General features: G+C 71.8%; 21 protein-coding genes. 13 read left to right on the forward strand and 8 right to left on the reverse strand.

Annotated elements, in window-relative coordinates:
• Positions 1-1,000, forward strand: a 1,000-nt coding sequence (locus tag LE548_RS17355; RefSeq protein ID WP_225097752.1) for an ATP-binding SpoIIE family protein phosphatase, incomplete at its 5' end; no start/stop codon positions are given.
• A 90-nt stretch (positions 1,001-1,090) separates the two neighbouring features.
• Complete coding sequence (locus LE548_RS17360) at positions 1,091-1,888, forward strand: maleylpyruvate isomerase family mycothiol-dependent enzyme (protein WP_225097753.1); 798 nt, start codon at positions 1,091-1,093, stop codon at positions 1,886-1,888.
• 3 nt (positions 1,889-1,891) lie between these two features.
• On the opposite strand, the gene LE548_RS17365 is transcribed toward LE548_RS17360, so the two are convergent.
• From LE548_RS17365 to LE548_RS17385, 5 genes are all read right to left on the reverse strand, one after another.
• Positions 1,892-2,986, reverse strand: coding sequence for a PP2C family protein-serine/threonine phosphatase (locus LE548_RS17365; protein WP_263636221.1), 1,095 nt, complete (start codon positions 2,984-2,986; stop codon positions 1,892-1,894).
• Positions 2,987-3,266: 280 nt separating this feature from the next.
• Positions 3,267-6,206, reverse strand: coding sequence for a lectin (locus LE548_RS17370; RefSeq protein WP_225097755.1), 2,940 nt, complete (start codon positions 6,204-6,206; stop codon positions 3,267-3,269).
• Positions 6,207-6,390: 184 nt separating this feature from the next.
• Entirely contained in the window at positions 6,391-8,037 is a 1,647-nt protein-coding gene (locus LE548_RS17375; protein WP_225097756.1) for an APC family permease, read from the reverse strand.
• 97 nt (positions 8,038-8,134) lie between these two features.
• A complete protein-coding gene (locus LE548_RS17380) occupies positions 8,135-9,124 on the reverse strand; it encodes a serine protease (RefSeq protein ID WP_225097757.1) in 990 nt (329 codons plus the stop codon).
• A 157-nt stretch (positions 9,125-9,281) separates the two neighbouring features.
• Positions 9,282-9,737, reverse strand: coding sequence for a MarR family winged helix-turn-helix transcriptional regulator (locus tag LE548_RS17385; RefSeq protein WP_225097758.1), 456 nt, complete (start codon positions 9,735-9,737; stop codon positions 9,282-9,284).
• A gap of 138 nt (positions 9,738-9,875) precedes the next feature.
• Between LE548_RS17385 and LE548_RS17390 the strand changes: the two genes are divergently transcribed.
• Genes LE548_RS17390 through LE548_RS17405 form a run of 4 tightly spaced genes read left to right on the forward strand, consistent with a single transcriptional unit; the run spans position 9,876 to position 13,697 of the window.
• Positions 9,876-10,787 (forward strand): SDR family NAD(P)-dependent oxidoreductase, encoded by a 912-nt coding sequence (locus LE548_RS17390; protein ID WP_225097759.1) that lies wholly within the window; start codon positions 9,876-9,878, stop codon positions 10,785-10,787.
• 16 nt (positions 10,788-10,803) lie between these two features.
• Positions 10,804-11,676 carry an amidohydrolase family protein gene (locus tag LE548_RS17395; RefSeq protein WP_308030187.1) on the forward strand — a complete coding sequence of 291 codons (873 nt, stop codon included), beginning with the start codon at positions 10,804-10,806 and terminating at the stop codon, positions 11,674-11,676.
• 10 nt (positions 11,677-11,686) lie between these two features.
• Positions 11,687-13,210 (forward strand): long-chain fatty acid--CoA ligase, encoded by a 1,524-nt coding sequence (locus LE548_RS17400; RefSeq protein ID WP_225097761.1) that lies wholly within the window; start codon positions 11,687-11,689, stop codon positions 13,208-13,210.
• 28 nt (positions 13,211-13,238) lie between these two features.
• On the forward strand, positions 13,239-13,697 hold the full coding sequence (locus LE548_RS17405; RefSeq protein WP_225097762.1) for a MaoC family dehydratase: 459 nt from the start codon (positions 13,239-13,241) through the stop codon (positions 13,695-13,697).
• On the opposite strand, the gene LE548_RS17410 is transcribed toward LE548_RS17405, so the two are convergent.
• The gene (locus LE548_RS17410) at positions 13,688-14,275 is read right to left on the reverse strand and encodes a TetR/AcrR family transcriptional regulator (RefSeq protein WP_225097763.1); all 588 of its coding nucleotides are present in this window, start codon (positions 14,273-14,275) and stop codon (positions 13,688-13,690) included. The genes LE548_RS17405 and LE548_RS17410 overlap by 10 nt on opposite strands.
• A 106-nt stretch (positions 14,276-14,381) precedes the next feature.
• Between LE548_RS17410 and LE548_RS17415 the strand changes: the two genes are divergently transcribed.
• The 3 genes from LE548_RS17415 (at position 14,382) to LE548_RS17425 (ending at position 17,115) form a co-directional block, all read left to right on the forward strand.
• A complete protein-coding gene (locus LE548_RS17415; protein ID WP_225097764.1) occupies positions 14,382-15,404 on the forward strand; it encodes an aldo/keto reductase in 1,023 nt (340 codons plus the stop codon).
• Positions 15,405-15,423: 19 nt separating this feature from the next.
• Positions 15,424-16,299 (forward strand): LLM class flavin-dependent oxidoreductase, encoded by an 876-nt coding sequence (locus tag LE548_RS17420; RefSeq protein WP_225097765.1) that lies wholly within the window; start codon positions 15,424-15,426, stop codon positions 16,297-16,299.
• 78 nt (positions 16,300-16,377) lie between these two features.
• Complete coding sequence (locus tag LE548_RS17425) at positions 16,378-17,115, forward strand: SDR family oxidoreductase (protein WP_225097766.1); 738 nt, start codon at positions 16,378-16,380, stop codon at positions 17,113-17,115.
• Positions 17,116-17,121: 6 nt separating this feature from the next.
• Here LE548_RS17425 and sigJ read toward each other — a convergent pair whose 3' ends face one another.
• Positions 17,122-18,036 carry an RNA polymerase sigma factor SigJ gene (gene sigJ, locus LE548_RS17430; protein ID WP_225097767.1) on the reverse strand — a complete coding sequence of 305 codons (915 nt, stop codon included), beginning with the start codon at positions 18,034-18,036 and terminating at the stop codon, positions 17,122-17,124.
• 123 nt (positions 18,037-18,159) lie between these two features.
• Positions 18,160-19,365: an FAD/NAD(P)-binding oxidoreductase gene (locus LE548_RS17435; RefSeq protein ID WP_225097768.1), complete on the reverse strand. Its 1,206-nt coding sequence runs from the start codon at positions 19,363-19,365 to the stop codon at positions 18,160-18,162.
• An 80-nt stretch (positions 19,366-19,445) separates the two neighbouring features.
• Here LE548_RS17435 and LE548_RS17440 point away from each other — a divergent pair, with 80 nt between their 5' ends.
• From LE548_RS17440 to LE548_RS17455, 4 genes are all read left to right on the forward strand, one after another.
• Positions 19,446-20,285, forward strand: a complete 840-nt coding sequence (locus LE548_RS17440; RefSeq protein WP_225097769.1) for a GntR family transcriptional regulator — start codon at positions 19,446-19,448, stop codon at positions 20,283-20,285.
• A gap of 76 nt (positions 20,286-20,361) precedes the next feature.
• Entirely contained in the window at positions 20,362-21,723 is a 1,362-nt protein-coding gene (locus LE548_RS17445) for a rhodanese-like domain-containing protein (RefSeq protein WP_225097770.1), read from the forward strand.
• Between the two features lie 62 nt (positions 21,724-21,785).
• On the forward strand, positions 21,786-22,181 hold the full coding sequence (locus tag LE548_RS17450; RefSeq protein WP_225097771.1) for a rhodanese-like domain-containing protein: 396 nt from the start codon (positions 21,786-21,788) through the stop codon (positions 22,179-22,181).
• Positions 22,178-22,924 (forward strand): sulfite exporter TauE/SafE family protein, encoded by a 747-nt coding sequence (locus LE548_RS17455; RefSeq protein WP_225097772.1) that lies wholly within the window; start codon positions 22,178-22,180, stop codon positions 22,922-22,924. The genes LE548_RS17450 and LE548_RS17455 overlap by 4 nt, the downstream gene beginning before the upstream one ends.
• The last annotated feature ends 535 nt before the right edge of the window (positions 22,925-23,459 follow it).

A 23,459-nucleotide genomic window follows, 5' to 3' on the forward strand; every position in this document is an offset into this window, starting at 1 on the left:
CTGGTTCGACGTCATCCCGCTGTCCGGCGCACGCACGGGCCTTGTCGTCGGCGACGTGGTGGGCCACGGCATCGCCGCGGCGGCGAGCATGGGCCGGCTGCGTACGGCGGTCCAGACCCTCGCCGAGATGGAGATGCCCCCGGACGAACTGCTCGCCCACCTCGACGACCTGGTGCTCCGGCTGAGCGACGAGGAGTCGGCAGCCGGCGCGGCCGCCCGCACCACGGCCACCTTCATCGGCGCTACCTGCCTCTACGCCGTCTACGACCCGGTCACCCGGCGGTGTGCCATGGCCCGTGCCGGACACCCGCCGCCCGTCGTCGTCACGCCCGACGGACACGCCGGCTTCCCGGAGATCCCCGCCGGGCCGCCGCTCGGACTGGGCGGCATGTCGTTCGAGGCCACCGAGATCGAACTGGCCGAGAACAGCCTGCTCGGCCTCTACACCGACGGCCTCGTCGCGGGCCCCGACCACGACATGGAGCGCGGTATGGCCCGGCTCGGCGAGGTCCTCGCCCGCACCGACGGGGACCTCGCCGCGCTGTGCACGTCCGCCGTGCGGCGGCTCGTGCCCGTGCCCCAGCCCGACGACATCGCCCTCCTGCTCACCCGCACCCACGCCCTCGGCGCCGACCACGTCGCCTCCTGGGACGTACCCCCCGACCCGGCCGCCGTCGGTGAGCTGCGCGCCCGCGCCACCCGCCAGGTACGGGACTGGGGTCTGGAGGAGCTGGCCCTGACGACCGAACTCGTCGTGAGCGAACTCGTCACCAACGCCATCCGCTACGCCGCACCGCCCATCCGGCTACGGCTCCTCCGCGACGCCCACCTGACGTGCGAGGTCTCCGACGCCAGCAGCACCGCCCCCCGGCTGCGGCACGCCCGCATCACGGACGAGGGCGGCCGCGGACTCTTCCTGGTCGCCCAGCTGGCCCTGCGCTGGGGCGCCCGCTACACGGACCAGGGGAAGGTCATCTGGGCCGAGCAGGAGATCCCCTGAGCCCCGAGTTGGCTTCGAGTGCACTCCAGCGGACAGACTGACGCCGACGCGACATCCGTACCCGAGGACCAGAACAGGACGGCGCCTGCCATGGCAGCGACCAGCGGGCAGGGACACCCCCTGCCGTACGACATCTACCGTGCGGCCATCGCCGACGAGACCCTGCGCTACGCCGAGGCGGTCAAGGGCGCCGACCCCGCGAGTGCCGTACCCGCCTGCCCCGGCTGGACGCTGGCCGATCTCACCCGGCATGTGGGCGGGCTGCAGCGCTGGTTCGGCGGGCTGCTGACCAAGCTGGTGCAGGAGCCGCCGCGCAGCCGCGAGGTGGAGCTGGGGCTGCCGGAGGACGAGCGGGACCATCCCGAGTGGGTGGCGGCCGGCGAGCCCGCCGTCGCGGCCGTCCTGCGGGAGACCGACCCCGAGGCACCGATGTGGGCCTGGGGCGAGGACCAGCACGCCAGGTTCTGGGCCCGCCGGATGCTCTTCGAGACGCTGGTGCACCGGGTCGACGCGGAGCACGCCGTCGGCCTGAAGGCGGCCGGGGAGGCGGACATCGAGCCCGTGCTCGCGGCGGACGGCGTCGACGAGTTCCTCGTCAACCTCCCCTACGCGGGCCTCTTCGCCCCCGGCGTGACCGAGCTGCGCGGTGACGGGGAGACCCTCGTGTTCGCGACCACGGACACCGGCGAGGAGTGGCGGATGCGCCTGGACCCGGACGGCTTCCGCCGGGTGCCGCACGGCGACGACGAGGCCACGGCGACCGTGCGCGGGCGGGCGGCGGACCTGCTGCTGCTCCTGTACGGGCGGCGGTCGTACACGGAGTCCGGCTACGAGGTCGCGGGACGGACGGCGGTCCTCGACAACTGGTTCGCCCACACCCGCTTCTGACCCTCACTCGGGCGGTGCGGGCGCGGACGGTTCGCCGGGCAGCAGACACACCGCGAGCGCGGCGGTGTCGTCCTGCAGACCCCGGGGGCTGTAGGCCAGCAGGTCGTCGTGGAGGCGGGCGAGCAACTCCCCGGGCGGGAGCGGGCCCCAGGAACGGACCCGCTCGGCCAAGGGGTAGAAGGCACCGGAGGCGTCCCGAGTCTCCGTGACGCCGTCCGTGTAGAGCAGCAGCTGATCGCCGGGCCCGAACGGGTAGACGTCGATGTGATACGGGTCCTGGACCAGCATGCCGAGGTTCAGCGGCGGCGCCGACCGGCCGCTGTCCAGTTCACGGACCTGACCGGCACGCAGACACAGCGGTGGCGGATGGCCGCAGTTGACGATGCGCACGAGCCCGCCGTGGGCCGGGATCTCGGCGAACACCGCGGTGACGAACCGCTCGGCCGTCTCGTCCCCGCCCAGCTGCACCGCCCTGCGGGCCATGCTCGTCTCCAGCCGGACGGCGAGCGTGGCCAGATCGGGTTCCTCGTACGCCGCCTCGCGGAACGCGCCGAGCAGGGCGGCGGCCGTCTCGACCGCGAGCAGCCCCTTGCCGCGCACGTCACCGATGAGCAGCCGGACCCCGTAGCCGGTGGGGACGGCCTCGAAGAGGTCGCCGCCGATCCGGGCCTCCGCGGCGGCCGAGAGATACAGGCTCTCCAGCACCAGATGGCCGATCCGGTGCGGCACCGGCCGCAGCAGGACGCGCTGCGCGATCTCGGCCACGAACCGCACGTCGGCCAGCGTGCGCTCACGCCGGATCCGGTGCGCGGCCAGGACCGTGCCGAGTGCACCCACCAGGGTCGTACAAATGTACGACGCGACGTAGTGCCGGTCCCACAGATAGCCGACGGACCGGCCCGCGCAGCACGGGGTGCCGGCCAGGACGCCCTCGAAGACCACGGCGAACACCGTCGCGCCGGCCACGGCGACGGGTCCGTAGGAGAAGGCGGTCAGGAGGGGGACCACGATGAGCGCGAAGCTCACCGGCCACTGCGGCGGAGTGAGGGGCTCCACTGCCAGGACGGCGGCGACGAACAGGGCCGGAAGCAGCCGCATCCAGACGGGGGGCGCCGGCAGCTCGGTCCGGGGGGCGGTGGCGCCGTCCGGTTCCCGGTCGGTGTCGGTCCGGCTCACGTGTCACTCCCGGAGGCCGGGGCACCGGTTCCGGCCGTGTGGTGTGCCGTCCTCGCGGCGGGACGGCACACCTGACGGTTCGGCCTACGTGGTCTTCGCACCCGGGACTCCTGTCACACGACCTCGACAGCCGTCCAGCCTGGCGGGCCGTGCCCCGGAATCCCGGTCATTGCTCCACCGGGCGGCATGTTCCGCAGGGCGGTCAGCCGGTGCCGAAGCCGATCGCGAAGACGTGCAGGCCGCCCGAGGCGACGTCCGACGGCAGGCGCACGCCGCTGACCGTCTTGCCGGCGGCCAGCGCCACCGGCTTGGTGGCGAACACGTACGTGGTGGTGGAGTCGGGCGCGGTACCGGCCTGGTTGCGGTACGACGTGGTCACCGCGACCGTGTTGTCCGCGAGCGGCGAGCCGGTGCCTCCGCCGAGCGTCCAGTCGGAGAAGGCGAGCGGGACCGACTGGGTGGTGCCGTCGGTGTAGGTGACGGTCGCGGTGCCGGAGGCCGGGCCGTTGTTGGCGGCGCCCAGGAAGGAGATGCTGCCGGACCCGGAGACCTTCACCGTCTGTCCGTTCGCCACGTAGTTGTCCGCCGCGCCGGACGCCACCTTCGGCCAGGTGAACGAGACCCCGCCCGCCGTGACCTTCGCTCCCGGCGTGACGCCTTCGGCGGCCAGGGCGCGCGCGGAGTAGCTGTAGCCCGCGCCGTCGAAGTTCGCCGAGGCGGCGGCGGTGTCGCCGGACGTGCCGACGTCGGTGTAGCCGGGCGAGCCCGGGTAGGAGCGCGGCGCCGCGGCGGCGTCGGACGCCCAGGAGGCGTTGGCGGAGGTGCCGAGGACGTAGGTCAGGGTGCCGCCGCCGGTGAGGGCTCCGTCGGGCGCGTGCGCCTTGTTCCACGCCGTGCCGTTCCAGGTGGCCGACTGGACGTACGGGGCGTGGTCGGCGGCCCCGTCGCCGTTGACCGTGAGGGTGTGGCCGGACGGCAGGGTGATCACGGCCTGGGTGAACATCGGGCTGCCCAGGGCCAGATCGGCGGTGCCCGGAGTCTCCGGGTACATGCCGAGGGCGGACCACACGTACCACGAGCTCATCTCGCCCAGGTCGTCATTTCCGGCGAGGCCCGACGGGCTGTCGGTCCAGATCTGGTCCTGCACCTGGCGGACGACCGCCTGAGTCCGGTACGGCCGGCCGATGTAGTCGTACTCCCAGGGGATGTTGAGGCTGGGCTCGTTGCCCAGGTCGGTGTGGCCGCCGGCGCCGGTCAGCGAGGACAGGTCCGTGTCCAGGAACGTGGCCAGGGCCGCGTCGCCGCCCATGGCGGTGGCCAGCCCGTGCACGTTGAACGGCACCATCGGCGTGTACTGCCAGGAGTCGCCCTCGACGAAGTTCTTGCCCGAGGTCGGCGAGAAGCCCGAGGTCCAGGTGCCCGAGGCGTCACGCGGCTGGATGAACCCGCTGCCGTGGTTGAACAGGTTCTGCCAGTCCTGGGCCCGGTCCGCGAACCGGCGCTGGTCGGCGGGGTGGCCGAGGGCTCCGGCGAGGGCGGACAGAGCGAAGTCCGCCGAGTTGTACTCCAGCGTGGTGGAGGCCGGGCCGTAGAAGTTGCAGCAGGCGTACTTGCCGTTGCTGGGCAGTCGGCCGATCTGCTCCAGGTAGGTGAGGCCGGGCCGGTTGTTGTTGGCGGTGGTGGCCTCGGCGATCAGCCCCTTGAGGGTGGCGGCGGTGTCGAAGTTCCGGGCCCCGAAGGCGTAGTAGTCGGCGATGATCTCGTCCGCGGGGTCGCCGACCATCACATAGCTCTCGCCGTTGTTCTCCGACCACTTGGGGAACAGCCCGGTCTGGCGGTAGTCGTCGAGCATCGACTGCGCGGTGTCGGAGGCGACGGCCGGGGCGAGCAGCGCTTCGAGCTGGGCCTGGGAGCGGTAGACGTCCCAGCCGGAGTAGTTGGCGTAGGCGGCGCCGTGTCCCTTGTCGACGGTGTGCGGCTTGCCGTCGAAGCCGGGATAGCGGCCGTCGGTGTCACTGATGACGTTCGGATGCAGCAGCGCGTGGTAGAGCGCGGTGTAGAAGACGGTCTGCTGCTGCGCCGTCCCGTCCGCGATCCGCACCCGGCCGAGGAGCGACTTCCAGGAGTCGTACGCCGCGCCGCGCACCTTGGCGAAGTCCCAGGCGCGGTTCTCCGCCGCGCGGTTGCCCACGGCGCCGGCGGCCGACACGTACGAGATACCGACCTTGGCCTGAACCGTTCGGTGGGTGGTGGTGTCGAACGTGAGGTAGCCGTCGGTGCCGCTCGCCTTGGCCGCGAAGGGGCGGGCCGCGCCGGGTACGACGCCGTGCAGCACGGGCTTGTTGGGAGCCTCGGGGGTGCTGGACGGGACGTTGGTCCGGGGCGTGGTGGGCGTGGCCTTGGACAGCGCGGTGCCGCTGTGCCGGAACGGCTGGTCGAACACCATGTCGAAGTAGACGGTGTAGGAGTTGCCCTCGCCGCAGAAGTTTCCGCTGGTGACGTGTCCGCTGACCTCCTTGTCGTTCACCACGCGGAACGCGGAGTCGGTGTCGCCGTTCTGGCTGTTCGTCAGCTTGAGCAGGAGGTTCGCCTGGCTGGTGGCCGGGAAGGTGAAGCGGGCCATGCCGCTGCGGGGCGTCGCGGTCAGCTCCGTGGTGACGCCGTTGTCCAGTGCCACCGTGTACGAGCCCGGGGCCGCGGACTCCTTCGCGTGCGAGAAGCTGTCCGTGGCGTGCGTGTCCACCGCGCCGACGGTCGGCAGTACGGGGATGTCACCGGCGGCCCGGCAGCCCGGTCCGGCGATGTGGGTGAGGCTGAATCCCGTGATGGAGGAGTCGTTGTACTCGTAGCCTCCGCCGTCCGGCCGGTGCGGGGTGTCGGGGCTCCACTGGACCATCCCGAACGGGGTGTCGGCGCCGGGGAAGTCGTCCGCGGCGTGTGAGGTCCCGATGAAGGGGTTCACGAGAGAGGCGGGGTCGGTGACCAGCCTGGCGGTGGCCGCCGCTGCGTGGGCCGGGGCGGAGGCGACGCCCAGCACCAGGGCGCCGGCGGCCAGGACGGACGGGAGTCGGAAGGGGGGCCGAACTCGGGCCGGGAACAGGCGAGTTCTGCCGTGACTTCTGAGTCGGGTGGATCGTGTCATCGTGACCATGTCCCTTCGACAACGTTGTCCCGCAAGCTGGTCCCTTCCGTCCGTGCTGTCAAGGAGACGCGAGGAAGAACCAGCCGTACGGCGGTCGAAAGGAGTCAGAACCGGCCTGATGGCATGTCACATACACAAAAGGACCGGCGCCTCGAGGCGCCGGTCCGTCCCTGGTGCCGGTCGGTCAGAGGACCTCTTCCTCCTCCGGGACCACGACCTGGTCGACCATCCGCTGGATCTGCTCGGTGGGCAGCGCCACCGCCATCGCCCAGTAGTAGATGACGAGGCTGAAGACCGCGGTGACGCCGATGTCCCACCACAGCGGGAACCAGGGGTGCTTGAGCGGCCCGAAGTCGCTGAGATAGACGATGAGGCCCATGCCGACCAGATAGACCGGCAGCCACTGGGCGGCGCGCAGGTCGAGCTGGGGCGTGATCGGGTTCATCTTGAAGACGCGGTTGGCGACCAGGATGACGTAGCCGATGAGGATGGCGACGCCGAGCTTCCAGTCCGTGGTCCACCCCGACCACAGAATCAGCAGGTTGGCGACGATGAAGGCGAGCGGCGACATCCAGCTGCCGCCGGGCAGCCGGTAGGGCCGGTGGGCCTCGGGCAGCCGGTTGCGGAACACCCCGAAGGACAGCGGCGCGGCGGCGTACATCAGCACGCTGGCGCTGGTGATCAGCCCGACGAGGGAGCGCCAGCTGGGGAACGGCAGGAAGCAGACGCAGCCGACCACGAACGCGGTGATCAGACCGACCCAGGGGACACCGCGCCGGTTGGTGGCCTCGAAGGCGGAGGGCACATAGCCGTTGCGGCTCAGGCCGTAGGAGACCCGGGAGGAGGCGGTGATGTAGATGAGGCCGGTGCCCGCGGGCGAGACCACGGCGTCCAGATACAGGACCGTGGCCAGCCAGCCGAGGCTGATGAGCGTGGCGACCTGGGCGAACGGCCCGCTCAGCGCCGTGAACGCGGAGGTGGCCCAGTGGCTGCCGATCTGCGAGGCGGGCAGCGCGGCGAGGAAGGTGACCTGCAGGAGGATGTAGATCAGGATGCCGATCAGGATCGACCCGATCACCGCGCGCGGAATGTCCCGCTTGGGGTTGGCGCTCTCGCCGGCGAGCTGGTCGGCCTGCTCGAAGCCCAGCAGCGCGAAGATGATGCCGCTGGTGGAGACGGCGGACAGGATGCCCTTCGCCCCGTAGGGGTTGAAGCCGTCGGCCGCGGTGAAGTTGGCGGTGTGGAACTGGGCGACGGCGAACACGAAGATCGTGAGCAGCGGGATGCCGACCTTCCACCAGGTCGCCGCGCTGTTGGTGTGGGCCAGCAGCCGGATGCTGAGGAAGTTGACTGCGGTGACGACGGCCATCAGCCCGACCGCCACGGCGATGCCGGGCGGGGTCAGGATGTGCTCGCCGGCCTTGACCTTCTCCCATCCGCTCGCCCAGGAGTAGTGCTGGGCGTAGGTGATCATCGCGAGCACCTCGATCGGCGCCACCGTGGCCGCCTGCAGCCAGGAGAACCAGCCGAAGGAGGCCCCGGCGGCGCCACCGAAGGCGTAGTGCGGGAAGCGGGCGGTGCCGCCCGCCACCGGGTACATGCCGCCCAGCTCCGCGTGGACCAGTGCCAGGATCAGGATGGCGACACCGCCGATGGCCCAGGAGATGATCGCCGCCGGTCCGGCCGCCGCCAGCGCCCCCTGTGCGCCGAACAGCCAGCCGGATCCGATGATCGAGCCCTCCGAGGCCCAGATCAGCCCGATGAACCCGATCTCGCGCCGCAGTCCGGGTTTGTGGGTCTTCGGACCGGACGTCGCCTCTGGCACGGCCATGGCGCACACCCCCTCAGATAGGGTGAAGTTCACCACTATCGTGCCACGCTGACGGGTTCATGGCGGTAACGCCGAGGCATCGGTTCCGGGAGGCCGGTCAGCCGGCCGTGAGATGCGGGCCCGCGGGTGGGGCGCCGCTGACCGCCGCGCGGTACAGGGCCTGGGTGGCGGCGCCGAAGGAGGCGCTGTAGGAGACCTGAGGGGTGTTGCCGCCCGTGTGATAGCCGCCGATGACTCCGATGACGGCCCACCCGCCGGGCCAGGGGACCAGCATGGGGCCGCCGCTGGTGCCGCCCACGAAGGCATCGCAGGCGATGCGCGGGTACGTGCCCGGCTCGGCCGGGTCGTCGCTGTCCCACCGGGTGGTCCAGCTCCAGCACTCGATCGGCTTCTCCTTGCCTGCCGGGTAGCCGATCATCCGCACCGGGACGTGGTAATAGCCGGTCCCGGTCAGCAGCCGTACTCCGCCGACCGCGTCCTGGATCAGGGTGCCGTCCTCGTTGGGCTCGGTGACCGCGAAGGCGAAGTCGTACTCGGCTCCGGCGTGCTCGCCCAGGTCGTAGTACTCCTGCGGGACGTAGACGCCGTTGGTCCGCACCGGGAAGATCCCGAACGGCTTCAGCGTGTCGTGGTACTGCGGGACGAAGGCCAGATGCCGCTTGGGAGAGGTGCCGGCGTACCCCTTCAGGCAGTGCCCGGCGCTGAGCACCAGGTCGTGGCCGGGGCTGCGGACGACCGAGCCGCTGCAGGTGCGGCCGGTCCCGGTGGCATCGGTCCAGAAGAAGGTGCCGGCCTGCGGGATGCCGTCGAAGCTCCAGCTGGGCGGGATGTACTCGCCGGGCCCCGGCCCGTCCACCGCGGGCGACACGGCGGGCGCCGCCGTACCGCTCTCGGTGCCCTTGAGCACGTCGGCGGGCAGGGCGGCGCTCATCCGGGCCGGCGTCCAGTAGGCGTTGAGCTGTTCGGCGACCGGGTTCGGGTCGGCCGTGGTGCTGTCGGCGGATGCCGTCGTGGTGAGTCCGGCACTGAACAGAAGGGCTGCCGCACAGCCGGCGGCGTATCGGACGATTCTGGTCCCGAGCAACATCGGTTCCCCTCAGGGCGGCCGCAAGTGACGGCTCACCATAAGCCCGCGGCAGCAGGAGTCACAGTGTCCCCGGCCGGATCCGGACGGCGTGTGCGTCCGGCGGCCGACGGGGTGTCAACTTCCGTCGGACAACCGGGTGTACGCGGCGTGGCCGGGCTCAGGACAGCGTGCGGTGCGCGCTCTTGAGGGCGTTGCGGAAGTGGGTGACCTCCTGCGGGGTCAGATCCTGGACCATGCGCTGTTCGAGCCGGCGGGCCGGTTCGGCGTAGTCCGCGAGCAGGCGGCGGCCGGTGGCGGTGAGGAGGATGACCTTCTCCCGGCGGTTGCCGGGGTTCGGCTCGCGGCGGATCAGGTCGCGGGCCTCCAGAGCGCGGACCATGTCGGCCGTGGACTGTGCCGTGACGAAGGAGTCCCTGGCCAGCTGGGCGGCGGAGATGCCGTCGTGCCGCTCAAGCACCGTGAGGGCGGTGTACTGCAGGGCGGTGATGCCGGCCGGCTTGACCAGTTCCTCCAGGCGGGCGCGGACGACGAGTTCGGTGCGCTTGAGTAGATAGAGCAGGGAGGGCCCCGCCTCCGTACCTTGTATCGCTGTGGATTCCGCCGGTCGCGTCATGCCGTGCCTTCCCCGATGTCGATCCGGTCCGCCGCGGTCAGCCTAAGCCATTGACAGGATTCCTGTCGGAAGAGAAGCTGACGCAACCAACAGGAATCCTGTCGATCTGTCGTTCCGGACCCAGGAAGAGGCGCACTCATGGATCTGCACGGAAAGGTCGCCGTCGTCACCGGCAGCGGTCGCGGACTCGGTCTGGCCTACGCCCAGGCGCTCGCCGCGGCCGGAGCCGCGGTCGTCGTCAACGACGTCGATCCCGGCGCGGTGGACGCCGCCGTCGCCGCCATCACCGCCGCGGGCGGCAGCGCGGCCGGCGCCGTCGCCGCGGTGGGGGACAGCGAGGCGGCCGAGCGGCTCGTCGAGACCGCCGTGCGGGAGTTCGGGCGGCTCGACATCCTGGTCACCAACGCGGGCATCCTCCGCGACCGCGTGCTGTGGAAGATGACGGACGACGACTTCGACGCCGTCGTCAAGGTGCATCTGCGCGGCACCTTCACCTGCGCCCGCGCCGCGGCCGTCCGGATGCGCGAGCAGGGCACCGGCGGCCGTATCGTGCTGATCTCCTCCCCGGCCGGCCAGCGCGGCAACTTCGGCCAGACCAACTACGCCGCCGCCAAGGCCGGCATCGTGGCGATGGCCCGCACCTGGGCCCTGGAGCTGGCCAGGTCCGGCATCACCGTCAACGCCGTCGTGCCGGTCGCGGCCACCGAGATGACCAAGACCATCCCGGTCTTCGCGCCGCTCATCGAGGAGTCCGAACGCACCGGCGCCCCCCTGCCGGACTGGCTGCGCCGGGACGAGGGGCTCGGTACCGTGGAAGACGTCGCGGGACTGATCACCTTCCTCGCGTCGGACGCCGCCAAGGACATCACCGGGCAGGCCATCGGCATCGGCGGCGACCGGCTGGCCCTGTGGGCGCACCCCCGGGAGAAGGCCGTCGCCTTCGCCGCCGGGGGCTGGAGCGCCGACGCCATCGCCGAGCACTGGCACGACGGCGTGGGCGCCGAGCCCGAGACCTACGGCATCCCCGCTCCCCAGGTGCCGGAGGCATGACATGGCCGACCTGGCGATCGATGTCAGCGCGCTGACCGCCATCGACGTCCACACCCACGCCGAGGTGTCGAGGGACGGCCATGCGTCGCTGAGCCCCGAACTCCTCGGGGCCTCCGCCGAGTACTTCAAGGCGCACGGCCACCGGCAGCCCACCATCGAGGAGATGGCCACCCACTACCGTGAACGCCGGATGGCCGCCGTGGTTTTCACGGTCGACGCCGAGCACGCCACCGGTCACCCCCGCATCCCCAACGAGGAGGTCGCCGAGAGCTGCGCGGCCCACGCCGACGTCCTCATCCCGTTCGCGAGCGTCGACCCGCACAAGGGCCGGGCGGGCGTCCGGGAGGCCCGGCGCCTGGTGACCGAGTACGGGGTGCGCGGCTTCAAGTTCCACCCCAGCCTCCAGGGCTTCTCGCCCGACGACCGGATGGCCTATCCGCTGTACGAGGCCATCGAGGAACTCGGCGTACCGGCCCTGTTCCACACCGGCCAGACCGGTATCGGCGCCGGTGTCCCCGGTGGTGGCGGCATCCGGCTGAAGTACTCCGATCCGATGCTGGTCGACGACGTGGCCGTGGACTTCCCCGAGCTGCGGATCATCCTCGCGCACCCGTCGTTCCCCTGGCAGGACGAGGCCCTGGCCGTCGCCACGCACAAACCGTACGTGTACATCGACCTGTCGGGCTGGTCGCCGAAGTACTTCCCCCCGCAGCTGGTTCGCTACGCCAACACCCTGCTGAAGGACAAGGTGCTCTTCGGCTCCGACTACCCGGTCATCACGCCCGACCGCTGGCTCGCCGACTTCGCCGCCCTCGACATCAAACCCGAGGTCCGGCCCAGGATCCTCAAGGACAACGCAGCCCGGCTGCTCGGCCTGCTCAAGGACTGAGGGAGACGCCGTGTTGAACCAAGGCATCGGCTCCTGGCCCGCCCGCCGGGCCCGCAAGACCCCGGAGCGGATCGCGATCGTCCACGAGGACGACGAGATCACCTACCGGGCGCTGTACCAGCGGGTCCTGCGCCTGGCCCACGCGCTGCGCGCCCTGGGCGTCGCACGCGGCGACCGCATCGCCTACCTGGGCCCCAATCACCCCGCCTTCCTGGAGACGCTGTTCGCGGCCGGCACGCTCGGCGCGGTCTTCGTCCCCCTCAACTCCCGCCTCGCGGCAGTCGAGTTGGCGTACAACCTCAACGACTCCGGAAGCACGGTGCTGGTGCACAGCGCCGAGCACACCGAGACGGCCACGGCGGCGGCGTCGGGCACCGGGGTGCGCCACCGCATCACCCTCGGCCCGGCCGGGCATGGTGCCGCCGGGTACGACGACCTGCTCGCCGGCGCTGTGAGTGACCCGCTGGACGAAGCCGTCGACCCGGACGACCCCTGCATGATCATGTACACCTCCGGCACCACCGGCCGCCCCAAGGGTGCCGTCCTGACCCACGCCAACATCACCTGGAACAGCGTCAACGTCCTCATCGACAGCGACTTCGCCGGTGACGAGGTCACCCTGGTCGTCGCCCCGCTGTTCCACACCGCCGCGCTCAACATGACCTGTCTGCCCACCCTCCTCAAGGGCGGCCGCGTGGTCCTGCTCGGCGCCTTCGACGCCGAGCGCGTGCTGGACGTCATCGAGCGCCGGCGTGTGACGTACATGTTCGGGGTGCCCACCATGTACGACGCCCTGGCCGCCCGCCCTCGGTGGCCGACGGCCGACCTGTCCAGCCTGCGCACCCTCACCTGCGGCGGCGCGCCGGTGCCCGCCCGCACCATCGACACCTACCTCGCGCGCGGGCTGGCCTTCAGCCAGGGCTACGGGATGACCGAGGCGTCCCCCGGCATCCTCTTCCTGGACCGGGAACAGACCTCGGCGAAGGTGGGCTCCGCGGGCGTGCCGCACTTCTTCACCGACACGCGCGTGGTGCTCCCCGACGGACGGGACGCGGGCCCCGGAGAGCGGGGCGAGATCCTGGTCAGCGGGCCCAACGTCATGACCGGCTACTGGCACCGCCCCGACGACACCAGGGCCGCCGTCACCGACGACGGCTGGCTGCGCACCGGCGACGTCGCACGGACCGACGAGGACGGCTACGCCTACATCGTCGACCGGGTCAAGGACATGTTCGTCTCGGGCGGCGAGAACGTGTACCCGGCCGAGGTCGAGGCCGCCCTGCTGACCCACCCGGCCGTCCGCGAGTGCGCCGTCATCGGCGTGCCGCACGAGGTCTGGGGCGAGGTCGGGCACGCGGTCCTCGTCCTGGAGCCCGGGGCCCGCGCCGACGCCGACGAGATCCTCGCGCACGCCCGCACCCTGCTGGCCAAGTACAAGATCCCGCAGACGGTGACCTTCGCCGACAGTCTGCCCCGTACGGCCTCGGGAAAGATCGTCAAAGCCGCCGTACGCGCGTCCTACGCCCACCCCTAGACCAGAGCCCCGAAAGGCGGAAACCCCCATGTCCACCGAAGCCAACGGCCTCGAAGAGCTGCTCGCCCTCTCCGGCCGCGACCTCGGCCGCACCGACTGGCTGGAGATCACCCAGGAGCGCGTCAACACCTTCGCCGACGCCACCGACGACCACCAGTGGATCCACACCGATCCGCAGCGGGCCAAGGAGGGACCCTTCGGCGGCCCCATCGCCCACGGCTATCTCACCCTCTCCCTGATCATCCCGCTCTTCGGTGACCTGCTGCACATCAGCGGCATCTCGATGAGCGTCAACTACGGTCTGGAGAAGGTCCGTTTCCCCAGTCCCGTGCCGGTCGGCGCGAAGATCCGGCTGCACGGCGTGGTCGACTCCGTGGAGGAGATCAAGGGCAATGGAGTCCAGATGCTGCTGAACTTCACCGTCGAGGCCGAGGGGAACGCCAAGCCGGTGTGCGTGGCGCAGGCCGTGTACCGGCACTACGCCTGAGGCGCGGCAGCGCCGCGCAGGCCCGCGACGAGGAGCGCGACGAGGCGGCGGGCGTCGTAGCGGGTGTCGCTCTCCGCGCCGATGCAGAGGTTGCCGACGCCGCGCATCAGCTCGTAACCCTGCAGGCCGGGGCGGATCTCGCCCGCCTCGGCCGCCGCTTCCAGCAGCCGGGTGCAGACGGGGACGAGCCGGTCGAGGAAGTAGGTGTGCAACGCCTCGAAGCCCGCGTCGTCCGAATGCAGTACGGCGGCGAGGCCGTGCTTGGTGACCAGGAAGTCCACGAAGAGGTCGATCCAGCGGGCGAGCGCGGCGTTCGGGCTCGCACTGCTCGCCAGCAGGTCCGGGCCGGCCGCGGCGAGGCTCTCCACCTGGTGCCGGTAGACGGCGATGATGAGATCCGCGCGCGTCGGGAAGTGGCGGTAGATCGTCCCCAGCCCGACGCCCGCCCTGGCCGCGATGTCACGCACCGGCGCCTCCACGCCCGACGCCACGAACACCTCCGCCGCCGCGTCGAGCAACGTCTCCTTGTTGCGCCGGGCGTCCCTGCGCTGGGGCGCGCCCTTGTCGCCGTCGTTCACCGCGCCACTCCCTTCCCTCAGCATGCCTTGCTAAGTGGAACCGTGTTCCGTATCGTCATTTCCGGAACACGGTTCCGCTTGCTCCATCGTACTGAGGAGAACGGTCATGCAGTACCGCACCCTGGGCCGAACCGGCGTACAGGTCAGCGCGCTCGCGCTCGGCGCGATGAACTTCGGCGCGATCGGGCGCACCACCCAGGACGAGGCCACCGCCCTCGTCGATGCCGCCCTCGCGGCCGGGATCAACGTCATCGACACCGCCGACATGTACGGCGCCGGCGAGTCGGAGGAGATGGTCGGCAAGGCCATCGCCGGCCGCCGCGACGACATCGTGCTGGCCACGAAGGCGACCATGCCGATGGGCGACGAACGCAACCATCGGGGCAGTTCGCGCCGCTGGCTGGTCACCGCGCTGGACGACAGCCTGCGCCGGCTCGGCGTCGACCACGTCGACCTCTACCAGATCCACCGCTGGGACCCGGACACCGGAGACGAGGAGACCCTGTCGGCACTGACCGATCTTCAACGCGCGGGAAAGATCCGCTACTTCGGCTCCTCGACCTTCCCGGCGTACCGCATCGTGCAGGCCCAATGGGCCGCCCGCGAACACCACGTGAGCCGTTACGTCACCGAACAGCCCAGCTACTCCCTGCTCCAGCGCGGCATCGAGGCCCATGTGCTGCCGGTCGCCGAGGAGTACGGGCTCGGGGTGCTGGTGTGGAGCCCGCTGGCCTCGGGCTGGCTGTCGGGTGCCGTCCGCGCGGGCCGGGACATCACCACCCACCGCTCGGCGTTCATGCCGCAGCGCTTCGACACCGCCCTCCCCGCCAACCGGGCCCGCCTCGACGCCGTCGAGAAGCTGGCGAAGGTCGCCGACGAGGCCGGTCTGACGCTGATCCAGCTCGCGCTCGGCTTCGTCACCGTGCATCCCGCCGTGACCAGCGCGCTCGTCGGACCCCGCACGCTCGGCCATCTGCACGCCCAGCTCGCCGCCGCGGACACCGTGTTGCCCGCCGACGTCCTCGACGCCGTCGACGCGATCGTGGCCCCCGGCACCGACCTCGCCCCGCACGAGAAGTCCGACACCCCGCCCGCGCTGCTCGACCCGGCACTGCGCCGGCGCCGTTGACGTACGGAAGAGACACTCCATGGCGCCCACACCCCGTCCCCGCTTCGGCATCATGACCGCCCCCATGCAGGTGACGTACGACGACGTCCTGCGGGTCTGGCGCGAGGCGGACGCGATCCCCGAGATCGAGCACGCGTGGCTGTTCGACCATCTCATGCCGATCGGCGGCGACCCGAACGGCCCGGTCCACGAAGGCTGGACGCTGCTGTCCGCCCTGGCCGCACAGACGAGCCGGCTGCGGCTCGGCCTCCTCGTGACCAGCAACCGCTTCCGGCCGCCCGCGATGCTGGCCAAGATCGCCACGACGGTCGACGTCGTCTCCGGCGGCCGGCTCGACTTCGGCATCGGCGTCGGCTCACGACCGCACCCGCCCGAGGCCCACCGCGAATACCCGGCCCACGGACTGCCCTTCATCGACCCCGCGCAGGCCGTCGAGAGCCTCGCCGAGGCCTGCACCCTGATCCGCCGGCTGTGGACCGAACCCGAACCCTTCGACTTCCACGGCACCCACCACCGGCTCACCGGGGCGTTCGCCAACCCCAAGCCGGTGCAGCGCCCCCATCCGCCGATCCTCATCGGCGGCCGCTCCGCCGCGACCCTCCGCGTAGTCGCCGAGCACGCCGACCTCTGGAACATCCCGGGCGGCGACATCGAGGACGCCGTCCGCCGCAGCGCCCTGCTGGACCGCACTTGCGCCGAGATCGGCCGCGACCCCGCCTCTCTCACCCGCTCGATCCATCTGCCCGTCTCCTACGCCGAGCCCGGCACCACCCGGAACGCGATCGCAGAGGCCCTCGACGCCGGCTTCCGGCACCTCGTCCTCGGCCTGCCGGCGCCGTACCCGGCGGGCGTCGCCCGGTGGGTCACCGACGAGATCGTCCTCAAGCCGGCCTGACCCCTGTCACAGACCCGGTGGCTGTCCGGTCCTTCTGGCGTGCGCGTCCGGCGCACGCATCAGCGAACGGAGACAGTGATGAAGATCGTGGTCGTAGGCGGTACGGGGCTCATCGGATCGCAGGTGGTGGCGCGCTTGCGGGAGCGCGGCCATGAGGCCGTGTCGGCCACTCCCTCCACGGGGGTCGACACGGTGAGCGGGGAGGGCCTGGCGTCGGCTCTCAAGGGCGCGGACGTGGTCGTGGACGTGTCGAACTCACCGTCGTTCGAGACCGAGCCGGCGCTGGACTTCTTCACCCGCTCGATGCGCAACCAGGCCGAAGCCGAGAAGGCGGCGGGGGTGCGGCACCATGTCGCGCTCTCCATCGTCGGCGTCGACCAGGTGCCCGACTACGGCTACTACCGGGCCAAGGTGGCCCAGGAGGAGGCCGTACGAGGCTCCGGCGTGCCCTTCAGCATCGTGCGCGCGACGCAGTTCTTCGAGTTCATCGCCCCGGTGATGGACATGTCCACCCAGGGCTCGGAGGTGCACCTGCCCTCCCTCCGGCTGCGTCCCATGGCCTCCGCCGACGTCGCCGCCGCCGTGGCCGAGGTGGCACAGGGCGAACCGACGTACGGCGTACGGAGCATCGCCGGCCCCGAGGTGCACCGGCTGGACCGGCTCGGCGAGCTCACGCTGGAGGCGAAGCCGGACGGGCGCAAGGTCGTCACCGACGAGACCGCGAGTCCGTTCGCGGGCATGCCCGACGTGCTCGTCGGCGACGACACGGCGCACCTTGCGGCCACGCGGTACGAGGAGTGGCTGGCGCGCGACTGACCGGCGTCACGGCCGGCCGGTGAACCGGTGGGCCGAACGTTCGTACGCCCTCAGCTTGTCGGGTGCCAGCACCCAGTAGAGGGCGTCGATCCCGTCCGGCCCCACGGTGACGGTGACCAGGGCCACGGCGGCCCCGCCCTGTATGAGCAGCAGGGCGGGCCGGCCGTTGGCCTCGGCGATGCCGTACTCGGCGCCGGGGAAGAACTTCTGGGCGAACGCCGTGATCCGGGCGACGCGCTCGGGCCCCACGACCGCCACCCGGGCCACGCCGCGCATACCGTTGCCGTCCGCGTAGGAGACGACGTCGGCGGAGAGCACATGCTCCAGCGCGGCGATGTCACCGTGCCGCGCGGCGGCCACGAAGGCATCCAGCAGGCGCCGGTGCTGAGCCGTGTCGACGGGATCACGGCGTTCGGCGGTGAGCCGCTTGCGGGCCCGGCTGACGATCTGCCGGGTGTTGGCCTGGGTCAGCTGCAGGATGCCGGCGATCTCGTCGTAGGCGTAGTCGAACGCCTCCCGCAGCACATACGCGGCCCGCTCCACAGGGTTCAGTTTCTGCAGGACCACCAGCACCGCCAGCTCCAGCGCCTCGCCGCGCTCCGCACCGACCTGCGGATCCACGCTGGTGTCCACGGGCTCCGGCAGCCACGGCCCGACGTAGGCCTCCCGGCGGGCCCGCGCCGACTGGGCCACGTTGATCGCCAGACGCGTGGTGGTCTTCGCCAGGAACGCCCCGGGATCCAGCACTGCGCTCCGGTCGGTGCCCTGCCAGCGCACCCAGGCGTCCTGCACCACGTCCTCGGCCTCGGACACGCTGCCCAGTACGCGGTAGGCGATGCCGAACAGCCGGGGCCGCAGCCGCTGGAACACCTCCGCCGCCTCCTCCAGCGCCCCGCCGGTCAGCGGCCCTCGCTCGTCCATGGTGCCGATGCCTCTCCCAGGTCGACCGCCGGACCCCGGGCCGGGCGTGGTTCCGGCGCGAGAGGGCCCGCTCGCCGTGTGATCCTACGGCGGCCGGGCCGGGAGAACCGGGAGGCCGGGGGCTCAGGCGCGGCCTCGCAGCATGAGGTTCCAGTAGAGGAACGGCAGGCCGTAGCGCTTGAGATACCACATGTCCCGGCGTTCGCGGGTCGTGTCGATGAGGGGAAAGGTGGGGCGGTGGCGCAGCGTGTAGTCGAACTCGGCCAGCAGCATGCTGTGCCGTGACGTGGTGATCGGGCAGGAGGAGTAACCGTCGTACGAGGCGGGCGGCGGTCCGGCGGTCGTCAGGCTCGCGGCGATGTTCCGGGCGACGACCGGTGCCTGTTTGCGGATCGCGGCTCCGGTCTTGGAGTTGGGCGAGGATCCGGCGTCGCCGAGGGCGAAGATCTCGGGATGGCGCACATGGCGCAGGGTGTGCCGGTCGATCTCCGCGTAGCCGCCGGGGTCCGCCGGGCCGGCCAGCGGACTCGCCTTGAGCCAGTCGGGCGCCGACTGCGGGGGCACGAGGTGCATCATGTCGTAGCGGATGGATTCCCCGGCCCCGGAGGCGCGGTCGACGACGACGGCTTCGCGGCCGTCGGGGTCCACCTCGACCAGCTCGCTGTTCCTGCGCACCTCGATGCCGTACCGGGCCGCCACCCGCTCCAGCTCCTCGGCGAACACGGGCACCCCGAACATTCCCGGGGTGGGCAGCACGAGCACCACCCGGATGTCCTTCAGCACACCCTGCCCGCGCCAGTGGTCCGCGGCGAGATACGCGATCTTCTGGGGCGCCCCACCGCATTTGATCGGCCCGGACGGCATGGTGAACACGGCCGTGCCCGAACGCAGGGAACGGATCAGGTCCCAGGTCTTGGGCGCCAGTCGGTAGGTGTAGTTGCTGGAGGCGTGGGGCGCGGCGACCGCCTGCGCCATGCCGGGCACCTGGTCCCAGTCGAGCTGGATTCCGGGGCAGACGACGAGCCGGTCGTAGCCGATGGTCCGGCCGTCGGCGAGACCGACCGTGCGCCCTTCGGGGTCCACGCTCTCCGCGCGGCCGCGGATCCAGCAGACGCCCTTCGGTAACACGGACCGCTGAGGGCGGGCGCTCGCCCGGGCGGTGGCCCGCCCGCCCCCGACCAGCGTCCACAGCGGCTGGTAGTAGTGCGTGGCGGAGGGCTCGACGAGCCCGATGCCGCGGACGCCGAGGCGCAGCAGCCTGGCCGCCACGCTGACGCCGGCACTTCCCCCGCCCACGATCAGAACCTTGTGGTGAGTGTCGATGCGCATGTCCGCCTTCCCCCTCGCGTCCGTCCGAGCTAATGTACGTACATTAATTCTCCAAATGTACGTACACAAGGATGGGCATCATGGGTGAGGAACCCACGGCCGCGGCCGGCCGGGGCGCGCACTCCCGGGCGGGCCGGGGCGGGACTCCGCTGTGGCGTCATGTGCGGGACGACCTCAAAGCCCGGCTGGAACAGGGCGAGTTCACGGACTCCTTCCCCGGCGAGAACGAGCTGGCCGCCCGGTACGGGGTCAGCCGGCACACCATCCGTGAGGCCCTGCGCGAGCTGCGGGAAGCGGGCCTGGTCACCGCGGCGAAGGGACGCCGGCCGCGCCCGGTCGGCGAGGCCGTCATAGAACAGCCCGTCGGCGCCCTCTACAGCCTGTTCGCCTCGGTCGAGGCGGCCGGTCTGGAACAGCGCAGCATCGTGCGCACGCTCGACATCCGTGCGGACGCGCATGTGGCGGTGCGCCTGGGGCTGGAGGAGTCGACGCCCCTGCTGTACCTGGAACGCATCCGCCTGGCCGACGGCGAACCGCTGGCCCACGACAAGGTGTGGCTGCCGGCCTCGGACGCCCGCGCCCTGCTCGACGCCGACTTCACCCACACGGCGCTCTACGGCGAGCTCGCCGACCGGTGCGGCCTGCGCCTGGTCGGCGGAGAGGAACGCATCAAGGCCGTCGTCCCGACCGCCGCCGAACAACGGCTGCTCGACCTCCCCGACGGCGTGGCCGCGTTCTCCATCGAGCGGCTCGGCCGCACCCACGGCCGCACGGTCGAGTGGCGCACCACCCTCGTCCGCGGCGACCGGTTCAGTGTCGTGACGCGGTTCGACGCCCGGACCGGCTACCGCCTCGACCCCGCCGGAAACCGGTTCACGCGCTCGCGCCGGAGCGCACGGCGGCTCGACGCGGTGCGGTGACCGGGCGGTGCCGCGGAACGAGTCCGGTGCCGTCGCCCCGCCGTGCGGGCGGGGCCGAGGGGAGGGAGTGCCTGAGATGTTCTTCGTCGACACGATCGAGGTGGCGGGGCTCGGCAACCGCTGCTACCTGGCGGGCGGTTCGTCCACTGCCGTGGCCGTCGACCCGCCGCGCGACGTCGACCGCGTCCTGGAGGCCGCGGCGCGCCGGGGCGTGCGGATCTCGCACGTCGTCGAGACCCACATCCACAACGACTATGTCAGCGGCGGCCTGGAGCTCGCCCGGCTCACGGGCGCCGCGTATCTCGTACCGGCCGGGGCCGCCGTGTCCTTCGCACGCATACCCGTACGCGACGGGGACCGTACGGTCGTCGACGCCGGGCTCACCCTGCGGGCGCTGGCGACACCCGGGCACACCCCGCACCACACCGCTTACGCCCTCGAACAGCACGACACGGCGGTCGCGGTGTTCACCGGAGGCTCACTGCTGATCGGTACCGTCGGCCGCCCCGACCTGGTCGAGCCCCGCTTGACCGAGAGCCTCGCCCGCGCCCAGCACGCCTCCGCGCGTCGTCTCGCCGCCGAACTGCCCGATGCCGCCCGCGTGTTGCCCACGCACGGATTCGGCAGCTTCTGCTCCGCCGGCCGGGCCGGGGGCGACGCGAGCACCATCGGCACGGAGAAGGCGTCGAACGACGCGCTCACCCAGGACCCCGACACCTTTGTCACCCGCCTGCTCGCGGGCCTCGACGACATCCCCGCCTACTACGCCCACATGGGCCCCGTCAACTCCGCCGGCCCGGCCCCGGTCGACCTCACCGCGCCCGCGCCGGCCGACGCCGGGGAGATCGCGGCGCGACTGGCCGCGGGGGAGTGGGTGGTCGACCTGCGCAACCGGACCGCGTTCGCCGCAGGCCATGTCGCCGGCACCTACAACTTCGAGGCCGACGGCCAACTCGCCACCTTTCTGGCCTGGTTGATCCCCTGGGGCAGGCCGGTGACCCTCCTGGCCGAGTCGGCCGGACAACTGGCCCATGCCCAACGTGAGTTGGTGCGCGTCGGCATCGACCGACCGGCCGCTGCGGCCACCGGCGGACCGTCCTCCTGGACGACCGAGGGCGAGGCCCTGGCCGCCTTCCCCCGGGCCACGTTCGCGGACCTCGCCGCCCGGCACCCGGCACCGGGCGCCGTCGTACTGGACGTACGGCGTGTCTCCGAACGGGCCGCCGGACACGTCGAGGGCTCCGTCCACATCCCGCTGCACACCCTGCACCGGCGCCTGGAGGAGGTGCCGCCCGGTGAGGTGTGGGTGCACTGCGCGGGCGGCATGCGCGCCGCCATCGCCGCCTCGCTGCTGGACGCGGCGGGCCGTGCCGTCGTCGCCGTGGACGACTCCTTCGCCGCGGCCGAGGCGACGGGACTGCCCCTCCGTACCACCTGAGCCCGACCGGAGACCGGAGACCGGATCGACCGATCACCCCACACGAGGCGAGGAGCCCGCCCATGCAGACACCCCCGTCCGGCACCGGCCGGATCACCGTCGCGGAAGCGGCCGAGCGCACCGGGCACCACGCCGGCGCCGAGGTCGCTGCCGGTCGCCCGGGAGGCACGTCCGTCCTGCTGGACGTCCGGGAGCCCGACGAATGGCACGCGGGCCACGTCCCCGGAGCCGTACACCTCTCCCTCACCCGGCTCTGCGAAGGAGTGCCGCTGCCTCCCGAGGCCCAGGGGCGGTGCCTGGTCGTCATCTGCCGCTCGGGCAACCGGTCCCGGACGGCCGTCGGCATCCTGAGCGCCCGTGGTGTCGAGGCCGTCGACGTGATCGGCGGGATGCGGGACTGGGCGGAGGCCGGGCTGCCGGTGGTCGACTCGCGGGGCCTGCGCGGTACGGTCGCGTGAGCGCCCTGGTCCTCGCCCTCGTGGCCGGAGCGGTGATCGGGCTCGCCCTCGGTGCGCTCGGCGGCGGTGGCAGTGTCCTGGCCGTCCCCGCGCTGATCTATCTGCTGGGCTTCACCCCGGTGGCGGCCACGACCGCCGGACTGGTGATTGTTGCTCTGACCTCGGCGACCGCCCTGACCGCGCACGCCCGTGACGGGCATGTCCGCTGGCGCGCGGGGCTGCTCTTCGCGGCGGCCGGGGCCGGCCCGGCGATGCTGGGCTCCGCGCTCGCCACGGGCCTCCCGGCGGGCGCCCTGTCGGCCGCCTTCGCGACGGTCGCCGGGGTCGCGGCGGCACGTATGCTCAGGCCGGGAGGGGAGGACGACACCGCAGGGGAGATCAGGCCCGGTCATGCGGCGGCGGCCGGTGCCGGACTCGGCGCGGTGACCGGAGTCCTCGGGGTCGGCGGAGGCTTTCTCGCCGTACCGGCCCTCGTGGGCGTCCTCGGACTTCGCATGCGCGAAGCAGTGGGCACCAGCCTGCTCGTGATCACCCTCAACTCCCTGGCGGCGCTGGGCCTGCGCGGCGGCACCGTGGACCACCTGGACTGGGCGGTCGTCGCCCCCTTCGCAGGCGCCGCGGTCCTCGGGGCGTGGGACGGCAGGCGTCTGGCGGCGAAGGTCAAGGGAAGCACACTGCAACGGGTCTTCGCGGTGGCGCTGCTGGCCGCGGCCCTCGCCATGCTCGTCGACGCGCTGGTCTGACAGCGGGCCGCCGACGGTCGCCCCGCTTGTTGGGACGTCCTGACAAACCTATTGACATCACCAGGGGCGCGCTTCACAGTACGGGTCACTAGAGCGCGCTAGTGAAGCGCTCTAGTACCCGGTCAAGCGGCACACACCCCAGGCCGCCGCCCAACAGCACCCCTCCGCCGTACACGGCGCTCCCCGACAACACGCACGCCTCGCCGGGTCGCACGAGGCCTCTTTCTGGGCGAGGGGCAGTGCTCCTCGCCCAGCCGTCCGTCATGCGGCGTGCGGCCGAAACACAGGTCGGCGCGTGGTGGCAGTCGAGTATGTCTCGACCAGGCCCTAGGTACAGTCGCTTCCGCCGAGAAGGGGGCCGGATATGCCGCAGGACGCGCTGATCGCCGGGGTCCCAGGATCCAAGAGCCTGACGCACATACATGGGATGGACAAGGAGCGCCGGTGAACTCAATGGGCAGGCTGCGTTGGCTGACCGCGGGGGAGTCCCACGGTCCCGCACTTGTCGCGACGCTGGAGGGCCTTCCCGCCGGCG

The organism is Streptomyces sp. CoH27 (genome assembly GCF_020181035.1).
Lineage (GTDB): Bacteria > Actinomycetota > Actinomycetes > Streptomycetales > Streptomycetaceae > Streptomyces > Streptomyces camelliae.